16 protein-coding genes are annotated in these 17,865 nt (G+C 64.6%); 10 read left to right on the top strand and 6 right to left on the bottom strand.

Annotated features, from left to right (window positions below):
- Positions 1-40: 40 nt before the first annotated feature.
- Complete coding sequence (gene secA / locus IVB19_RS01715) at positions 41-2,881, bottom strand: preprotein translocase subunit SecA (RefSeq protein WP_247820913.1); 2,841 nt, start codon at positions 2,879-2,881, stop codon at positions 41-43.
- Between the two features lie 361 nt (positions 2,882-3,242).
- Here secA and IVB19_RS01710 point away from each other — a divergent pair, with 361 nt between their 5' ends.
- Both IVB19_RS01710 and argJ read left to right on the top strand, forming a co-directional pair.
- Positions 3,243-4,175 (top strand): peptidylprolyl isomerase, encoded by a 933-nt coding sequence (locus IVB19_RS01710; RefSeq protein ID WP_018452911.1) that lies wholly within the window; start codon positions 3,243-3,245, stop codon positions 4,173-4,175.
- A gap of 102 nt (positions 4,176-4,277) precedes the next feature.
- Positions 4,278-5,519: a bifunctional glutamate N-acetyltransferase/amino-acid acetyltransferase ArgJ gene (argJ, locus tag IVB19_RS01705; protein WP_247821744.1), complete on the top strand. Its 1,242-nt coding sequence runs from the start codon at positions 4,278-4,280 to the stop codon at positions 5,517-5,519.
- A 51-nt stretch (positions 5,520-5,570) separates the two neighbouring features.
- Here the strand turns inward: argJ and IVB19_RS01700 are convergent, their stop codons facing one another.
- On the bottom strand, positions 5,571-6,926 hold the full coding sequence (locus IVB19_RS01700; protein ID WP_247820912.1) for a TadE/TadG family type IV pilus assembly protein: 1,356 nt from the start codon (positions 6,924-6,926) through the stop codon (positions 5,571-5,573).
- A gap of 140 nt (positions 6,927-7,066) precedes the next feature.
- Here IVB19_RS01700 and IVB19_RS01695 point away from each other — a divergent pair, with 140 nt between their 5' ends.
- Positions 7,067-7,477, top strand: coding sequence for a (deoxy)nucleoside triphosphate pyrophosphohydrolase (locus IVB19_RS01695; RefSeq protein ID WP_247820911.1), 411 nt, complete (start codon positions 7,067-7,069; stop codon positions 7,475-7,477).
- A 156-nt stretch (positions 7,478-7,633) separates the two neighbouring features.
- On the opposite strand, the gene IVB19_RS01690 is transcribed toward IVB19_RS01695, so the two are convergent.
- A complete protein-coding gene (locus tag IVB19_RS01690) occupies positions 7,634-8,503 on the bottom strand; it encodes a methyltransferase domain-containing protein (RefSeq protein ID WP_247820910.1) in 870 nt (289 codons plus the stop codon).
- A gap of 115 nt (positions 8,504-8,618) precedes the next feature.
- Between IVB19_RS01690 and IVB19_RS01685 the strand changes: the two genes are divergently transcribed.
- From IVB19_RS01685 to IVB19_RS01665, 5 genes are all read left to right on the top strand, one after another.
- On the top strand, positions 8,619-8,933 hold the full coding sequence (locus IVB19_RS01685) for an NIPSNAP family protein (RefSeq protein ID WP_247820909.1): 315 nt from the start codon (positions 8,619-8,621) through the stop codon (positions 8,931-8,933).
- Positions 8,934-8,998: 65 nt separating this feature from the next.
- Positions 8,999-9,796 (top strand): ComF family protein, encoded by a 798-nt coding sequence (locus IVB19_RS01680; RefSeq protein ID WP_247820908.1) that lies wholly within the window; start codon positions 8,999-9,001, stop codon positions 9,794-9,796.
- 47 nt (positions 9,797-9,843) lie between these two features.
- Positions 9,844-10,119, top strand: coding sequence for a glutaredoxin 3 (gene grxC / locus IVB19_RS01675; protein WP_085357821.1), 276 nt, complete (start codon positions 9,844-9,846; stop codon positions 10,117-10,119).
- Positions 10,116-10,994: a carbon-nitrogen hydrolase family protein gene (locus tag IVB19_RS01670; RefSeq protein ID WP_085348371.1), complete on the top strand. Its 879-nt coding sequence runs from the start codon at positions 10,116-10,118 to the stop codon at positions 10,992-10,994. Before grxC ends, IVB19_RS01670 begins: the two co-directional genes overlap by 4 nt.
- Positions 10,991-11,476, top strand: coding sequence for a DUF1178 family protein (locus tag IVB19_RS01665; protein WP_247820907.1), 486 nt, complete (start codon positions 10,991-10,993; stop codon positions 11,474-11,476). Before IVB19_RS01670 ends, IVB19_RS01665 begins: the two co-directional genes overlap by 4 nt.
- Here IVB19_RS01665 and IVB19_RS01660 read toward each other — a convergent pair.
- The 3 genes from IVB19_RS01660 to IVB19_RS01650 all read right to left on the bottom strand — a co-directional run bounded on the left by IVB19_RS01660 (position 11,473) and on the right by IVB19_RS01650 (position 13,882).
- Positions 11,473-12,372 (bottom strand): EamA family transporter, encoded by a 900-nt coding sequence (locus tag IVB19_RS01660; RefSeq protein WP_247820906.1) that lies wholly within the window; start codon positions 12,370-12,372, stop codon positions 11,473-11,475. The genes IVB19_RS01665 and IVB19_RS01660 overlap by 4 nt on opposite strands.
- Before the next feature lie 254 nt (positions 12,373-12,626).
- Positions 12,627-13,400, bottom strand: coding sequence for a bifunctional 2-polyprenyl-6-hydroxyphenol methylase/3-demethylubiquinol 3-O-methyltransferase UbiG (ubiG, locus tag IVB19_RS01655; RefSeq protein WP_162496295.1), 774 nt, complete (start codon positions 13,398-13,400; stop codon positions 12,627-12,629).
- A 14-nt stretch (positions 13,401-13,414) separates the two neighbouring features.
- Entirely contained in the window at positions 13,415-13,882 is a 468-nt protein-coding gene (locus IVB19_RS01650; RefSeq protein ID WP_018452897.1) for a PH domain-containing protein, read from the bottom strand.
- A gap of 149 nt (positions 13,883-14,031) precedes the next feature.
- Between IVB19_RS01650 and IVB19_RS01645 the strand changes: the two genes are divergently transcribed.
- Positions 14,032-15,288 carry an aspartate kinase gene (locus tag IVB19_RS01645; protein ID WP_027515136.1) on the top strand — a complete coding sequence of 419 codons (1,257 nt, stop codon included), beginning with the start codon at positions 14,032-14,034 and terminating at the stop codon, positions 15,286-15,288.
- A gap of 269 nt (positions 15,289-15,557) precedes the next feature.
- Positions 15,558-17,825 (top strand): phosphoenolpyruvate--protein phosphotransferase, encoded by a 2,268-nt coding sequence (gene ptsP, locus IVB19_RS01640; RefSeq protein ID WP_026232414.1) that lies wholly within the window; start codon positions 15,558-15,560, stop codon positions 17,823-17,825.
- The last annotated feature ends 40 nt before the right edge of the window (positions 17,826-17,865 follow it).

The raw sequence follows: 17,865 nt of genomic DNA, 5'->3' as shown, positions 1-17,865 counted from the left end.
TGGAATGTGAGGCGCCGACGTCGCACCTCACACCTGATCGCTAAGCGTACCGCCCGTGGCAGTGCTTGTACTTCTTGCCTGAGCCGCAGGGGCAATCCTCGTTGCGGCCGATCTTGCCCCAGCTTGCCGGGTTCTTGGGATCGCGCAACGCCGCGTCGGTGGACTGCGCTCCGAGCGTGACGCTCGCGAGCGCCATTTCGTCCTCGCCGGTGTTCGGGTCGAACTTGTGCGCTTCCATCGGCGGCAGCACCGGGGCTTCCTGCTCCGGCGGCACGATCTCGACCCGCATCAGCTGCGCCGTGACGGCCTCGCGCAGATGCGCGCTCATCTCCTGGAAGAGGTTGAACGCCTCGGTCTTGTACTCCTGCAGCGGATCGCGCTGGCCGTAGCCGCGCAGGCCGATGACCTGGCGCAGATGGTCGAGCATGATCAGATGCTCGCGCCAGAGATGGTCGAGCGTCTGCAGCAGGATGGTCTTCTCGACGTAACGCATCACGTCGGGACCCCATTGCGCGACCTTTGCGGCCATGTGCTCGTCGGCGCGGGTCTCGATGCGCGTGAGCAGCTCCTCGTCGGCGATGCCCTCTTCCTTGGCCCAGTCCTCGACCGGCAGGTCGAGATCGAGCACGCGCTTGAGCTCTTCCTTCAGGCCCGCGACGTCCCACTGCTCGGCATAGGCATGCTCGGGCACGTGCTTGGCGACGAGGTCGTCGATGAAGGCGTGGCGCATGTCGGCGACGGTCTCGGCGACGCTGTCGTCCTTCATCAGGTCGACGCGCTGGTCGAAGATCACCTTGCGCTGGTCGTTCTGGACGTTGTCGAACTTGAGCAAATTCTTGCGGATATCGAAGTTGCGCGCCTCGACCTTCTGCTGCGCCTTTTCGAGCGCCTTGTTGATCCAGGGATGGATGATGGCCTCGCCCTCCTGCAGGCCGAGACGCTGCAACATGCTGTCGAGGCGATCCGAGCCGAAGATGCGCATCAGATCGTCTTCCAGCGACAGGAAGAATTTCGAGCGGCCGGGATCGCCCTGACGGCCGGAGCGGCCGCGGAGCTGGTTGTCGATGCGGCGGGATTCGTGGCGCTCGGAGCCCATGATGTAGAGGCCGCCGGGCTTCTTCACGGTCTTGGCGGGCTTCGAACCCTTCGCGGGCTCGATCTCGACCTCTTCCTCGGCCTTCAGCACGATGTCGCGGAAGTGCTCGATGTCGGCCTTGATCTGCTCGATCTTCAAGGCCTTCTCGGCTTCGTCCTCGATCGAAGCGGCCTCCTGCTGGATGCGCATTTCCAGCGAGCCGCCGAGCTTGATGTCGGTGCCGCGGCCGGCCATGTTGGTCGCGATCGTGATCGCGCCGGGGACGCCGGCTTCCGCGACGATGTAGGCTTCCTGCTCGTGGAAGCGCGCGTTGAGCACCGCGAACAGCTTTGCCGGTTTGCCGGCGCGGGCCGCCGCGTACAGCTTCTGCATCGAATTTTCGTTACCGAAATCGATCTGCCGATAGCCGTGCTTCTTGAGATATTCGGCGATCACTTCCGATTTTTCGATCGAGGCGGTGCCGACCAGCACCGGCTGCAGCCGCGCATTGGCGCGCTCGATCTCGGCCAGAATCGCGGCGTATTTCTCGTTCTGGGTGCGATAGACCTCGTCGTCTTCGTCGAGACGGGCGACCGGCAAATTGGTCGGGATCTCCACGACCTCGAGCTTGTAGATGTCGAACAATTCGTCGGCTTCGGTCAGCGCCGTGCCGGTCATGCCCGCGAGCTTTTCGTACATCCGGAAATAGTTCTGGAAGGTGATCGAGGCCAGCGTCTGGTTTTCCGGCTGGACCTGCACGTGCTCCTTGGCTTCCAGGGCCTGATGCAGGCCTTCCGAATAGCGGCGGCCCTGCATCATGCGACCGGTGAACTCGTCGATGATGACGACCTCGTCGTCGCGGACGATGTAGTCCTTGTCGCGCGTGAACAGCGTGTGGGCGCGCAGCGCCTGATTGATGTGGTGCACGACGGAAACGTTCTCGACGTCGTAGAGCGATTCACCCTTGAGCTGGCCGGCATCGCGCAGCAGCGTCTCGATCTTCTCCATGCCGGCTTCGGTCAGCGTCACCGTGCGCTGCTTCTCGTCGACGTCGTAGTCGGACTTGTCGAGCTTGGGCAGGAAGCCGTCGATGGTGTTGTAGAAGTCGGAGCGGTCGTCGAGCGGGCCGGAGATGATCAGCGGCGTGCGCGCTTCGTCGATCAGGATGGAGTCGACTTCGTCGACGATCGCGTAGAAGTGCGGCCGCTGGACCATGTCCTCGAGCCGGTACTTCATGTTGTCGCGCAGATAGTCGAAGCCGTATTCGTTGTTGGTGCCGTAGGTGATGTCGCAGGCATAGGCCATCTTGCGCTCGGAATCGTCGAGGCCGTGCACGATCACGCCGGTGGTCAGGCCGAGGAAGCCGTAGATCTGGCCCATCCAGGCGGAGTCGCGGCGGGCGAGGTAGTCGTTGACCGTGACGACGTGGACGCCCTTGCCAGCGAGCGCGTTGAGGTAGACCGCGAGCGTTGCGACCAGGGTCTTGCCTTCGCCGGTCTTCATCTCGGCGATGTCGCCCTCGTGCAGCACCATGCCGCCGATCAGCTGGACATCGAAATGGCGCTGGCCGAGCGTGCGCTTGGCGGCTTCACGGACCGTGGCGAAAGCGGGGACCAGCAGGTCGTCAAGGGTCTTGCCCTCGGCGAGCTGCTTCCTGAACTCGACGGTGCGGGCCTTGAGGGCCTCGTCAGAGAGTTTCGAGACCTCGGGCTCCAGCGCGTTGATCGCGTTGACGCGGGACTGATATCCCTTCACCCGCCGGTCGTTGGCGGAGCCGAAAAACTTGCGGGCGAGCGCGCCGATCATGCTTAGTTCCTGTGTTCGCGATTCAACCGCGTTCGCGTTGCAGCCAAGAGGTTGTCACCCGCCTGCCTATCAACTCACCGTGACGCCTGCTAGGCGCCAGAGCCCCGTCTGCGGGGGGTCCATCCGCCATATGGGTGGGAGTTGGGCAAGTCTGGGTTCAACGGCCAAAAACGCAGCAAAATAAACGCCATCGCATGGACGCGACCGGGCAGAGATATGGCCCGGTCAGGGCCTTGTCAACGGCGGGTGCATTGCGGCTAATTCATCATTTTGACAGACTTTTCGCGTTGCCAAGGCCCCCTGAATTGGGCGAGTGTCCGCCCCGCTCGAGCAGCCCCCTGCTTCAACAAAAGGATTTTCCATGACCACCTCGTTCCCGGTAACCAGAACCGGCCTGCGCTTCGGCCTCGCCACCGCCCTCGTGGGCTGCCTTGCGCTGGCGCTGATCGCGGGTCCCGGCCGGGCTGCCGACGATCCGGTGCTGGCGAAGGTCAATGGCGCGGAAATCAAGAAGAGCGACGTCGCCATGGCCGAAGAGGAACTCGGGCCGAGCCTCGCCCAGATGGACCCGGCGACCAAGGACGAGAACGTCCTGTCCTTCCTGATCGACATGAAGATCGTCGGCAAGGCCGCCGAGGACAAGAAGCTCGCCGAGGGCGAGGAGTTCAAGAAGCGGCTCGCGTTCGCCCGCAACCGCCTGCTGATGGACAGCCTGCTCGCCGGCGAGGGCAAGGCCGCCACCACCCCGGATGCCATGAAGAAGGTCTATGAGGAGGCCTCCAAGCAGATCACCGGCGAGCAGGAAGTGCACGCCCGCCACATCCTGGTCGAGACCGAGGACGAGGCCAAGGCGGTGAAGGCCGAACTCGACAAGGGCGCCGATTTCGCCGAACTCGCCAAGAAGAAGTCCAAGGATCCGGGCTCGGCCGACGGCGGCGACCTCGGCTTCTTCACCAAGGAGCAGATGGTGCCGGAATTCTCCGCGGTCGCCTTCGCGCTCGAGCCGGGCAAGATCTCCGACCCCGTGAAGTCGCAGTTCGGCTGGCACGTCATCAAGGTCGAGGAAAAGCGCAGCCGCAAGGCGCCGGACTTCGAGCAAGTCAAGGCGCAGATCGAGCAGTATGTCACCCGCAAGGCCCAGGCCGATTACGTCGCCAAGCTGCGCGCGGAAGCCAAGGTCGAGCGGCTGGACCAGCCGGCGGATGCGGCAAAGGACGCCAAGCCGGCCGATGCGGCCAAGCCGGCTGACGCCAAGCCGTCCGACAGCAAGATGGCGCCCCCGGCGAAGAAGTAAGAATTCGCTGTCACTTCGGTGACGTGAAGAGTATCTAAGCCTTTGTGATGCCCGGCCCCCGCGCCGGGCATCTGCATGTCCAGATCCCACCAAGGCGCCCCGATGTCCTCCTCCGTTTCCCCCCTCGCCCCGAAACACGTTCCCGACATGCCCGTGATCGCGGGGGTCCGTCTCGCGACGGCCGAAGCCGGCATTCGCTACAAGAACCGCACCGACGTGCTGCTGGCGGTGATGGACAAGGGCACCGCGGTCGCAGGCGTCTTCACCAAGTCGAAATGTCCCTCCGCGCCGGTGGAATGGTGCCGCGCCAAGCTGAAAGGCGGCAAGGCCCGCGCGTTGGTGGTCAATTCCGGCAACGCCAATGCCTTCACCGGCAAGACCGGCCGCAGCTCCACGGCACTGACCGCGAAGATCGCGGCCAAGGCCGTCGGATGCACCGAGGGTGAGATCTTCCTGGCCTCGACCGGCGTGATCGGCGAGCCGCTGGATGCGAGCAAGTTCGATGGCGTGCTCGGTCGGCTCGCGGAAACCGCCGAGGCCGGCGATTATCTGGCGGCCGCCAAGGCGATCATGACCACCGACACCTTCCCGAAGGTCGCGACCGCGACCGTGAAGCTCGGCAAAGCCAAGGTCACCATCAATGGCATGGCCAAGGGTGCCGGCATGATCGCGCCCGATATGGCGACGATGCTGTCCTTCATCTTCACCGACGCACCGATCGCGCCTGCCGCGCTGCAGGCGCTGCTCAAAAGCGGCGTCGAGGACACCTTCAACGCGGTCACGATCGACGGCGACACCTCGACCTCGGACACGCTGCTGGCCTTTGCCACCGGTGCTGCTGCGGAACACGGCGCGCCGAAGATCAGTCGCGCCACCGACCCGCGCCTGAAAGCCTTCGTCAAGGCCTTCAACCAGGTGCTCGCCAATCTTTCCGAGCAAGTGGCCCGCGACGGCGAAGGCGCGCGCAAGCTGGTCGAGATCACCGTCGAGGGCGCCAAGACCAAGGCCTCGGCGCGCAAGATCGCGATGTCGATCGCGAACTCGCCGCTGGTGAAGACCGCAATCGCCGGCGAGGACGCCAATTGGGGCCGCGTGGTGATGGCGGTCGGCAAGGCCGGCGAGCCGGCTGACCGCGACAAGCTCTCGATCTCCTTCAACGGCATCCGCGTCGCCAAGAGCGGCGCGCGCGATCCGTCCTATGACGAGGCGCAGGTGTCGGAAGCGATGAAGGCGCCGGAGATCGCGATCAAGGTCTCGCTCGGCCTCGGCAAGGGCCGCGACCGCGTGCTGACCTGCGACCTCACCAAGGAGTATGTCGCGATCAACGGGGATTACAGGTCGTAGCCGGACTCGCGGTGAGTCCGCTTGACCCGCAAGCGGGCGGGGTGATCAAAATCACCCCGAGATCCGCGCATCCGCGAGTGCCTTCTTGAACAGCGCGTTCATCGCTTCCGAAATGCCCTGGGTGGGGCTGACCTCGAAATAGAATCCCGGCGAAGCGCAGCTCTGCATGTTCTGCGCGATCTTGCTGTTCGGAGACGGCCCCCACGGCCCGGGGTTAAAGGGCGAGATCCAGGTGGTGTACCAGGTGTCGGTAGGTGGTTGATACGTCGTGTACAGCACCGCGATCTTGATACCGCGGTCCTTGATGGCCGTGCAGAGCGCCGGATTGATCGGCGACTGACAGCGATTCGATGACGCGAGAGGATACGAAGAAGACGAGACACTACACATCGTCGTGCCTGAGTTGGTTTCGTCAGCGACCCCATCGGATACAAAAAACAGATATTTCAGCGGTGACGCGGATGTGCCGGCTCCCGGCGAGGCGATTGCGCTATTGATCGCGGGAAAAATCGTGGTGAAGGGAGTATCTTTGTCTTTAGTATACGAGTCATTCTGACCGGCGACCGCCATCAGGTCGATGTTTCCCGCCGCAGTCTTGGCGGAGCTCAGGCTCGACGACAGCGCGAACAGATTTCTCAATCCGATCGTCGCTGACGAAGCGCCGAAATCGTAGATCGCCATTCTGAACTGGTTCGAATAGGTCTGCGTGTTCTGGGCTGTGTCCATCAGGTTCGCGCTCGCCTGGCGCACCACGTCAATTCGGGTCGTGATGCCGTTTGCTTTGGCGATGTCGTAGTTGCTTGTGCCGGCGGCCTTGGTGGTGTCGTGACACGCGAATGCACATCCACCCGTCTTTCCCTGCAATTTCGTTATGTCGGTCGGTGTCGCTGCGACGCCCATCGACGGAGAATTGTCCAGCAGGAGATAGAAGTCGACATAGAGCGGCATATTGGCCGTCGACGACGACGTGCCGCTCATGGTCAGTGTGGTCTTGCCGATCAGGCCGAGAAACATGGTGTTGATGGTGGCGGTGAACGAGACAGTCGAGTTGATGGTCGAGCCGGTCTTGACGACGGTCGGGGTGACGCTGTCGAGTGTATAGCCGGTCAGGTTGGCGCGATTGGCATCGAAGATTTTCTGGGCGTCGTCGACGCCGGCCGTGATCGTGCCGTCCGTGGTCATCGAGCCCGCGGCGGCAAACCCCGGCGATGCCTTGGCGAGCGCACCGACGCTGGCCGCGTCAGCCGCGCCCTGAAGCTTGGCCCGGACCTGCGTCGCGCGGGAGTAGTCGATCGCGGTGCCGATGAACGTGATCAGGGGGACGCAGCAGATTGCGAAGATCACCGCGACATTGCCGCGCCGGTCGCGAAGGAACCGACGGAAGATGGGACGACACTCAGCGCGCATGGATCTGGCCCGAAATGGTTTCAGCGTGTCCACTCTAGGAACCGTGGATTAAATATGACTTATGGAGACCTCGGAAACACGGGCCGTAACAGGGTTAACGAACCGTTGCGGATGATCCTTCAGTGAGCGGAATTCCAGGCATGGCTGATCTCAAACTGACGCTCGTGGTGGCTTGCGCCCTCGTCGACGCCGACAAGCGCGTCCTGATCGCGCAGCGCCCCGAGGGCAAGACGCTGGCCGGCCTTTGGGAATTTCCCGGCGGCAAGTGCGAGCCCGGCGAGCGGCCGGAACAGAGCCTGATCCGCGAACTCCACGAGGAGCTCGGCATCACCGTCGCCGAACCCTGCCTGGCGCCGCTGACGTTCGCGAGCTACGGCTACGAGACCTTCCACCTCCTGATGCCGCTCTTCATTTGCCGGCGCTGGGACGGACAGGTCACGCCGCGCGAAGGCCAGGCCCTGGCCTGGGTTCGCGCCAACAAGCTGCGCGACTATCCCATGCCGCCCGCGGACATTCCGCTGATCCCGCATTTGATTGATTTGTTGATGTGAATTCGAAGCGGGCACCACACTCTCGGCGTCATGCCGGCTTGTCCCGGGCATCCACGATCTTCGTGCTGAACCGAGAGGCGTGGATGGCCGGGACATAGGCGAGCGGAAGCGACGCCGTCCTTCGGACGGCATGCCGGCCATGACGGCGGAGAGAGCTTACGTCCCTCCGGCCTTCTTCACCGCTTCCGCCAGGCTCGCCTTCGCTGATCCAGGCTTGAGCGGCTGCTGCTGGCTCGCATGCGGCGCCCAGCCGGAAAGCCAGATGATGTCGAATGTCGCACGGATGCGGCCGTCGGCGTCGGCAAAGCGTTCCGCGTAGATTTCAGCCATCCGCAGCAGCGTCGATCGCCGGCTCGGCGTGCGTCGCCGCTCGATCAGCACATTGGCGGCGCCCATGCGCCTGATATCCTGCATCAGCGCGAACGCGTTGGCGTAGCGCACCACGACGCGGTCGACATCGGTGACCGGCAGCGCAAACCCCGCCCGCTGCAACAGCGCGCCAACGTCGCGCAGATGGGCGAACGGTGCGACTCGCGGCGATACGCCGCCCTCGCATTCGGCCTCCGCGGCGGCAAAGGCCTGGCGCAGCTCGGTCAGGCTGTCGCCGCCGATCATCGCCGCCAGCAGCAGCCCGTCCGGCCTCAGCGCGCGACGGATCTGCGCGAGCACACCCGGCAGATCGTTGGCGAATTGCAGCGCCAGCGCCGAGACCACGAGATCGAGGCTCTCCGGTACAAAGGGCAGCTTCTCCGCACCCGACGCATCGAGCTCAATGCGCTCGATCGAGGGCAGTCGCGCGCGCAGCACCGCGAGACCCTCGCCGGGCGTCCAGAGATCGGCCGCTGTGTGAAACTCTCGCATCACCGCGGCCAGCCGGTCGGAGATGTCCTCGGCGACCCGATCCAGCAGGAAGCTCGCGGCACCTTGCGCCTGCGCGCGGCGCTGTCGCGCGCGCAGCAAGGCACGATCGAACAAAGCGGGCGGGGTTTGCGGGTCTTGAGCCATGCCGCTGGTTACGCCGATCATGCTGGTTCTGGCAATCCACTGCGCGCGGCGCTAGCCTTGCCTCATGGAGCCGGCACCGGCCCCGTGTTCCAAACTAGCAATCCGCACCAGGCCCGCGGCGCCGGAGCGTCAAACGATGATCACCTGTTATCTGCGATACGAGATCCCCCCGGACAAGCTCGCCGAATTCGAAGCCTATGGCAGGATGTGGCTGGAACTAGTGCCAAGATTCGGCGGCATCCACCACGGGTACTTCCTGCCATCGGAAGGCGCCAGCGACGTCGCCCTCGCGATGTTCAGCTTCCCGAGCTTCGCGGCGTACGAACAATATCGGAAGGACAGCGCCGAAGATCCGGACGTCCAGAAAGCGATCGAGTTCGCAGGGCAAACGCGCTGCTTTCGCCGTTATGAGCGATCGTTTTTCCGGCCCGTGCTGCCGAAAGAGCCGTAGGCCGGGCGCGGACGAGAACAGCCCATTGACTTGAGCGTGGCGCAGGACGGCGCTAGCCTTGCCCAATGGACGCCGAGGCATCACCACCACGCTCCATTTCCAGCCATTTGCGCGGCGCACTTCAGGCCTGCCGAGGTGTGATGGCGCATCTGCCAAGGCTTGCGCTCGACGTTGCGCTGCCGACACTGTGCGTGTCCTGCCGCGAGCCGGTCGACGGCGAGGGCGTGTGCGCGGCGTGCTGGGCGCGGCTGTCGTTCATCGAACGGCCCTACTGCCCGCGGCTCGGCATTCCCTTTGTGTACGATCCCGGGCCCGACATGCTGTCGATGGAGGCGATCGCGAGCCCGCCGGCCTACCAGCGGGCGCGCGCCGCGGTGCGTTATGACGACGTCGCGCGCACCCTGGTGCATGCGCTGAAATACCAGGACCGGACGGATTTGGCGCCCGCCATGGGCCGCTGGATGGCGCGCGCGGGCGGCGAACTGCTCGCCGAAGCCGACATGCTGGTGCCCGTTCCCCTGCATTGGCGAAGGGCGTGGCGCCGCCGCTACAACCAGTCCGGGGCGCTGGCGCGGATCATCGAGCGGCAGAGCGGAGTGAAGGCGAAGGCTGAGGTGCTGCGCCGGGTACGCGCGACCGAGCAGCAGATCGGCCTGTCGCGGGCCCAGCGCGCTACCAATGTGCAGGGCGCATTCCAGGTATCCCCCGACCGCCAGGCGGACGTTCAAGGTCGGCGCATTGTCCTCATCGACGACGTCCTGACGTCGGGCGCGACGCTGGATGCCTGTGCGCGGGCCCTGCTCCGGGCCAAAGCGGCGCAAGTGGACGTGCTGGTGTTTGCCCGGGTTGTCGAGAGCCGGTGAAGTCCCATATAATTCAATGAATTCATGACATGAGAGCGCTAGACAAGATGACCGCTGCTGTCGAGATCTACACGAGGCCGGGCTGCGGCTATTGTTCCGCCGCCAAGTCGCTGCTGACCCGCAAGAAGGCGACGTTCACGGAGTTCGATATCGCCAAGAACCCGTCCTGGCGCCAGGAGATGTACGATCGCGCCGGCGAGGGCTCGACCTTCCCGCAGATCTGGATCGGCGGGAACCATGTCGGCGGCTGCGACGAGCTCTACGCGCTCGATCGCGAAGGCAAGCTCGACGCCATGTTCGAGAGCGTCAAGGCGGAGTCATGAGCGACAACAGGACTTTCACGGCGGCGATGGTGCAGATGCGCACCGGCCTGATGCCCGAGCCGAGCCTCGCGCAGGCCACCAGGCTGATCCGCCAAGCTGCAGCCAATGGCGCCGACTACGTGCAGACGCCCGAAGTCAGCAACATGATGCAGCTCAACCGCAAGGCCCTGTTCGAGCACCTCCAGAGCCAAGACGACGACAGCTCGCTGAGGGCGTACCGGGCGCTCGCGGCGGAACTGAAGATCCACATCCATGTCGGCTCGCTGGCGCTGCGCTTTTCGGACGAGAAAGCGGTCAACCGCTCGTTCCTGATCGGGCCCGAGGGCAATGTGCTCGCGAGCTACGACAAGATCCACATGTTCGATATCGAGCTGCCTGACGGCGAGAGCTATCGCGAATCCGCCAATTACCAGCCGGGCGAGACGGCCGTGATCTCTGACCTGCCCTGGGGCCGCGTCGGCCTGACGATCTGTTATGACGTGCGCTTCCCCGCGCTCTACCGCGCGCTGGCCGAAAGCGGCGCGTACTTCATCACGGTGCCCTCGGCCTTTACCCGCAAGACCGGCGAGGCGCATTGGCACGTATTGTTGCGTGCGCGCGCGATCGAGACCGGTTGCTTCATCTTCGCCGCGGCGCAGGCAGGCCTGCACGAGAACAAGCGCGAGACTTATGGCCATTCGCTCATCATCGATCCCTGGGGCGAGATTCTCGCCGAAGGCGATGTCGAGCCCGGCATCATCATGGCAAAAATCGATCCGGCCAAGGTCGAGACCGCGCGCCGCGCGATCCCCTCACTCCAGCACGGCCGCCGCTTCGGCGTCGCCGACCCCAAGGCGGGGCCGGACCATCTGCACCTGGTGCGGGGATCGGCATGATCCGCTACGCGCTCCGCTGCCACCGGAGCCACGACTTCGAGAGTTGGTTCCAGAGCTCGGCCGCGTACGACCAGCAGGTGAAGCGCAAGCTCGTGACCTGTCCGGTTTGCGGCTCGGCCAAGGTCGACAAGGCGATCATGGCGCCGCGCATCGTCGGCAAGAAGGGCCGCGGACGCGCCACGCCGCCGCCTGAGCCCACCGCCACGATGACCGCGCCCGAAGCTGCGCAATCCGCACCGACCTCGCTGTTGATGGCGCAGGAGCGCGAGCTGCGCGCCAAGCTCAAAGAGCTGCGCGATCACATCGTGAAGAACGCCGACAATGTCGGCGAGCGATTCGCCACCGAAGCCCGCGCGATGCATTACGGCGACAAGGAGCACCGTCCGATCTATGGCGAGGCCTCGCCCGACGAGGCCAAGTCGCTGATCGACGAAGGCATCGAGGTGTCGCCGCTGCCGACGCTGCCGGAAGACCGGAATTAGACTCCCACCAACACCGCCACGCCGACCACGATCAGCGCGATGCCAATAATCTCGCGCGGCGCGATCGGCTGCTTGAACGAATAGTACGCCACGCCTTGCGCGAACAGCACCTCGATCAAAGCGAGGGTGCGGACATTGGCGGCGGCCGTCAGCGCGAACGCTAGGAACCAGAACTGCGAGGCGAAGGCGCCCATGAAGCCGGCGAGCAGCGGTGGCTTCCAAAGCCTCAGGATCGACTGAAGCACTTTTGGCGCCCGCCAGAGCAGATAGACCGTCAGGATCAGCGTCTGCACGAACAGGCCGAGCACCAGCGTGAACGATGCCGCAGTCACGAACGAGACATCAGGCACGTTGATGATGGCGCCGCGGAAGCCGACCGCAGAGAGCGCGAAGGCCGCGGCCGCGACGAGGCCGGTGATGGTCGGCTTCAATTCGGCAAAGCTCTTCTCGCCGCCGGGCCGCAGCGCGGTGATGACGACGCCGATTGTCGCGATCACGATCGCAAGCACCTTCAGCCATGTCAGATGATCGCCGAGGAAGACGAAGCCGAAGATGGCGGTCTGGATCGCCTCGGTTTTCAAATAGGCCGTCGTCACCACGAAGGAGCGGTCGTTCATGGCGAGCAGCATCAGGCCGGTCGCGACGATCTGGCTGAGCGCGCCGAGCAGGAGCCACGGCCAGAACACACCGGGCGGCATGTCGAGATGATCGCCGGTGGCGACCAGCACCACCGCCAGGAAAAGCAGCGAGAACGGAAAGCCGAACAGGAAGCGGATATTGGTTGCGCCCCAGGTCCCCAGCGGCTTCGTCAGCGACCGCTGCATCGCATTGCGCGCGACCTGGCCGAGCGCGGCAATGACGGTAAAGGGAATCCAGAGGCTGGCGATGGTGAACATGGGGATGGGACTGCGCTGGGAGCGAGAGGACGTTGAGTCAACGTGCCGCTCGCGCTCAAGCAGGTCAATCACGCGGATGTCATGGGTGCGATGCTTGCCTGACGAATTCGGTGTCGTCCTGGACAAGCGAAGCGCAGATCCATGACCCATTACCCCAGGGAGTGGTTTGGCGAAGACTCGTAATTATCAGTTTTCGCCTAACTAAACCCTGGCTTTCGCCAGGACGACGCCGAATGTTTGGAAGCGGCAACGCCTCACACCATGCCTTCCGCCACCACCATGTAGTTCACGTCCATGTCTGACGAGAGGGTCCATTTGTCGGCGAAGGGGCTGTAGACGACGCCGGTCTGCTCGGTGATGACCAGGCGGTTGTCGAGCAGGTATTTCGTCAGCTCGTCGGGGGTGACGAACTTGTTCCACTCGTGGGTGCCGCGCGGCAGCCAGCGCAGGACATATTCAGCGCCGACGATGGCAAGCGCAAAGCTCTTCCAGTTCCTGTTCAGCGTCGAGACCACCATCAGGCCGTTCGGCTTCAGCATCGCGGCGCAGCGCTTCAGGAAAACGCCGACGTCGACGACGTGCTCGACCACCTCCATCGCCAGAACGATGTCGAAGCGCTCGCGCGGGTCGATCTCCTCAACCGTGGTGCAGCGATAGTCGATCGCGAGGTGCGCCTTATCGGCATGCAGCTTGGCGGCCGCGATGTTGCTGACCGACGGATCGACGCCGATGACCTGCGCACCCAGGCGCGACAACGGCTCGCAGAGCAGGCCGGCGCCACAGCCGATGTCGAGCACGCGCAGACCGCCGAGGCAGTTGAGGCTGCGCGCGTTGCGCTCGAACTTGCGGCAGGCGGCATCGCGGATATAGCCGAGCCGCAGCGGGTTGATCCGGTGCAGCGGTGCCATCTTGCCGTTGGGATCCCACCACTCCGCCGAGAGCTTTGAGAATTTCGCGATCTCGGCGGCATCGACGGTCGAGCCCGGCGAGGTGCTTGCGGTTACGGAAGTATCTTGCTGCATGCTCATGGTTACGCGCGGTCCTACCGCGTGGTGATCGAACTACGGAAGGCGAGCGGCGAGGCGATGGTCTTGATCGTCTCGATCCCCTCGCCGACGCCGCGAATCGTCACGTCGCCGTAGTTGAGAATTCGTCCAAGAATGGTCTGATCGACATCGACGCTCTCGACCTTGTCCAGCGCCATCTCGAAGGTGCGGCGCTTGATGAAGCCGGTCTTGTGCACGACCCGCAAATTGGTCACGTCGGTCTCGGTGGTAAAGCGATGGAACCAGCCCTTCACAGTCCAGTACAGCGCCGCCAGAGCGACCAGGCCGGCCGCAACCAGACAGAGCATGACGAGCCCCTCGACGGTGGTTTGCCGGGACAGGACGAACAGGACCAGCGCCACGATCCAGGCCAGGATCGCCGGAAAATAGAAGATCCAGTGCGCATTGGTCGAATACAGCACCTTCTCGCCAGGCTGCAGGATCTCGTCGATATAGCGCGCCATGATCTCGGTTAACCCACTACCCGCACCCTGCCCCGCAGGAACCCGCTTGCCCCCGGCCCCGCCGCTATGTATACGCGCGGTCGGTGTCCGCGAGGCCCGTCCAGTGCGGGCCACCATACTGATCCTTATGAAGGAATGCACGCGTCGTCATGAGCCGCCTCGTGATGAAATTCGGCGGCACGTCCGTCGCCAACATCGAACGTATCCGCAACGTCGCACGCCATGTGAAGCGTGAGGTCGACGCCGGCCATGAAGTGGCCGTGGTCGTCTCGGCGATGTCCGGTAAAACCAACGAGCTGGTGGCCTGGTGCACCGAGGCCTCGCCGATGCACGACGCGCGCGAATACGACGCCGTGGTCGCCTCGGGCGAACAGGTGACGTCCGGCCTGCTTGCCATCGTGCTTCAGGGCATGGGTATCCAGGCCCGCTCCTGGCAGGGCTGGCAGATCCCGATCACGACCAGCGACGCCCATGCTTCGGCCCGGATCGAGGGCATCGACGGCAGCGAGATCATCAAGCGCTTCAGGGAGCGCAAGGAAGTCGCCGTGATCGCCGGCTTCCAAGGCATCAACCCCGAGACCAACCGCATCACCACGCTCGGCCGCGGCGGCTCCGATACCTCGGCCGTGGCGATCGCCGCCGCCGTGAAGGCGGACCGCTGCGACATCTACACCGACGTCGACGGTGTCTACACCACCGATCCGCGAATCGTGCCGAAGGCGCGCCGGCTCGACAAGATCGCATTTGAAGACATGCTGGAGCTGGCCTCCCAGGGCGCCAAGGTGCTCCAGGTCCGCTCGGTGGAACTTGGCATGGTCCACAACATGCCAATTTTCGTCCGCTCGAGCTTCGACAAGCCCGAGGATATCGACCCGCATGCCAACCAGCCGCCCGGCACGCTGATCTGCAGCGAGGAGGAGATCATGGAAAGCCACGTCGTCACCGGCATCGCCTTTTCGAAGGACGAGGCCCAGATCTCGGTACGCCAGATCGAGGACAAGCCCGGCGTGGCGGCGTCGATCTTCGGCCCGCTCGCGGATGCCAACATCAACGTCGACATGATCGTGCAGAACGTCTCCGAGGACGGCAAGACCACCGACCTCACCTTCACGGTCCCGGCCGCCGACTACACCAGGGCCAAGGAGACGATTACCGCGGCCAAGAGCCAGATCAATTATGCCCGGCTCGACACCGCGACCGATGTCGCCAAGATCTCGGTGATCGGCAGCGGCATGCGCAGCCATGCCGGCGTTGCCGCCCAGGCGTTCTCGGCCCTCGCAGGACGGAATATCAACATCCGGGCCATTACAACCTCCGAGATCAAATTCTCGGTTCTGATCGACACCGCCTATACCGAGCTTGCGGTGCGCACGCTGCACACGCTCTACGGTCTCGATCAGGCTTAGGCTAATTTTCTCTTAGCGGTCGCAGCAAACGCGAAGGTGTCCACACTTTCGCGTTTGGCAGGCGTTTTGCTTGGCAAAACAAGCCCCAATTCGCTATACGGCGAACTGGGTGGGCTGCCAGAAACTGTGCCCCAGTTGAGGCGGTGCTGATTCGGCCCAGGCAACCGCCGGGGCTGGCGCCGGACGAGCAAATTTGTTGTTTTTCTGGATTTCTGGGCGAGCCGCCGCGGGCCCTTTCGGCCCCGGCAGACGAAGGAGATTGACGGTTCATGCGGAGCGCGTCGGGAGGTCCCCGCGTCTTGTTGAGACGGCTCCGCGAAACCATGGCGGAGCAGGTCTCGGCCCAGGAGCGGCTGGACAAGATCGTGGTGCTGATCGCCGCCAACATGGTGGCCGAGGTGTGCTCGGTCTATGTGCTGCGCGTGGACAACACGCTTGAGCTCTATGCCACCGAAGGCCTCAACCGCGAGGCGGTGCACCACACCGTGCTCAGCGCCCATGAGGGCCTGGTCGGCCTGGTCGCGAGCGAGGCAACGCCTCTCAACCTAAGCGATGCGCAAAGCCATCCGGCCTTCTCGTTCCGCCCGGAGACGGGCGAAGAGATTTACCACTCCTTCCTCGGCGTGCCGATCCTGCGCGCCGGCAACACGCTCGGCGTGCTGGTGGTGCAGAATCGCGCCAAGCGCAACTATGTCGAGGAGGAGCTCGAGGCGCTTCAGACCACCGCGATGGTGCTGGCGGAGCTGATCGCCTCCGGCGAGCTGTCTGCGCTGGCCCAGCCAGGCCATGAGCCCGCGGCGCGCCATTCGGCGCAGAAGGTCGGCGCCATCCTGTCGGAAGGCATCGCACTCGGCCATGTCGTGCTGCACGAGCCGCGCGTGGTTATCAAGGACTACATCGCCGAGGACCTGCCAAAGGAGATCAAGCGGCTCGACACCGCGCTCGCCAAGCTGCGCGCCGATCTCGACCGCATGCTGGAGCGCGGCGACGTCGCCGAGGGCGGCGAGCATCGCGAGGTGCTGGAAGCCTACCGCATGTTCGCCAACGACCAGGGCTGGTCGCACAAGCTGCACGAGGCGGTCGCCACCGGCCTCACGGCGGAAGCCGCCGTCGAGCGTGTGCAATCCGACACCCGCGCGCGCATGCTGCGCTCGACAGATCCCTATTTGCGCGACCGGCTGCATGATCTCGAGGATCTCGGCTATCGCCTGATGCGACAGCTGGTCGGCCAGGATCACGCGCCGTCACGCGAACAATTGCCCGACAACGCCATCGTCATCGCGCGCGCGATGGGCCCGGCGGCGCTGCTCGACTATGACCGCAAGCGCCTGCGCGGCATCATATTGGAGGAAGGCACCGCCAATTCCCACGTCTCGATCGTGGCGCGCGCGCTCGGCATTCCCGCGGTCGGCGAAGTCCCGAACGCGCCTGGTATCGCCGATCCCGGCGACGCCGTCATCGTCGACGGCACCTCCGGCATGATCTATGTGCGCCCATCGCAGGAGGTCGAAGCGGCCTTCGCCGAGCGCGTGCGCTTCCGGGCCCGCCGCCAGGCGCAGTATCTGGCGCTGCGCGACCGGCCCTGCGTCACCAAGGACGGCCAGAAGGTCGAGCTGATGATCAATGCGGGTCTAGCGATCGACTTGCCGCACATCGAAGACACCGGCAGCGCCGGCATCGGCCTGTTCCGCACCGAGCTGCAATTCATGGTCGGCCAGAGCCTGCCGCGCACCAGCGACCAGCTCGCGCTCTATCGCACCGTGCTGGATGCCGCCGGCACCAAGCCCGTCACCTTCCGCACCCTCGACATCGGCGGCGACAAGGCGCTGCCTTATATGGAGGCGGTAATCGAGGAGAACCCCGCGCTCGGATGGCGCGCGATCCGGCTCGGGCTCGACCGTCCCGGCCTGTTGCGCGGCCAGATCCGCGCACTGCTGCGCGCCGGCGGCGGCCGCGCGCTGCGCATCATGTTCCCGATGATCTCGGAGGTGGGTGAATTCGATTCTGCGAAGGCGCTGGTCGAACGCGAACTGACCTATCTGCGCCAGCACGGCCACACGCTGCCGGAGCGGATCGACATCGGCACCATGGTCGAGGTGCCGGCGCTGCTTTATCAGCTCGACGAGCTCCTGAAGAAGGTCGACTTCATCTCGGTCGGCTCCAACGATCTGTTCCAGTTCCTGTTCGCGGTCGACCGCGGCAACGCGAAAGTCTCGGAGCGCTTCGACACCATGTCGGCGCCGATCCTGCGCGCGCTTCGCGACATCGCACGCAAGACGCAAGCCGCGAACAAATCGCTGTCGCTCTGCGGCGAGATGGCGTCGAAACCGATCGGCGCGCTGGCGCTGATCGGGATGGGCTATCGCTCGCTGTCGCTCTCGGCCACCGCGCTCGGCCCGGTCAAGGCCATGGTGCTCGATCTCGACGCCAAGAAGGCCGAGGCGATGCTCGGGCCGTTGCTGGACGCGCCCGCCGGCAGCGTCTCGATCCGGCAGAAGCTGACGGAATTTGCCGAGGCCGAAGGCCTGGCCTTGTAGCGGGCCTGTCGCCCCCTCCTGCCGCCTCGCCCTTTTCCGC

The sequence above is a fragment of the Bradyrhizobium sp. 187 genome (genome assembly GCF_023101005.1).
Taxonomy (GTDB): Bacteria; Pseudomonadota; Alphaproteobacteria; order Rhizobiales; family Xanthobacteraceae; genus Bradyrhizobium; species Bradyrhizobium canariense_D.
The sequence above is the reverse complement of the archived record's forward strand: the minus strand, read 5'-3'. Positions and strand labels throughout refer to the sequence as shown.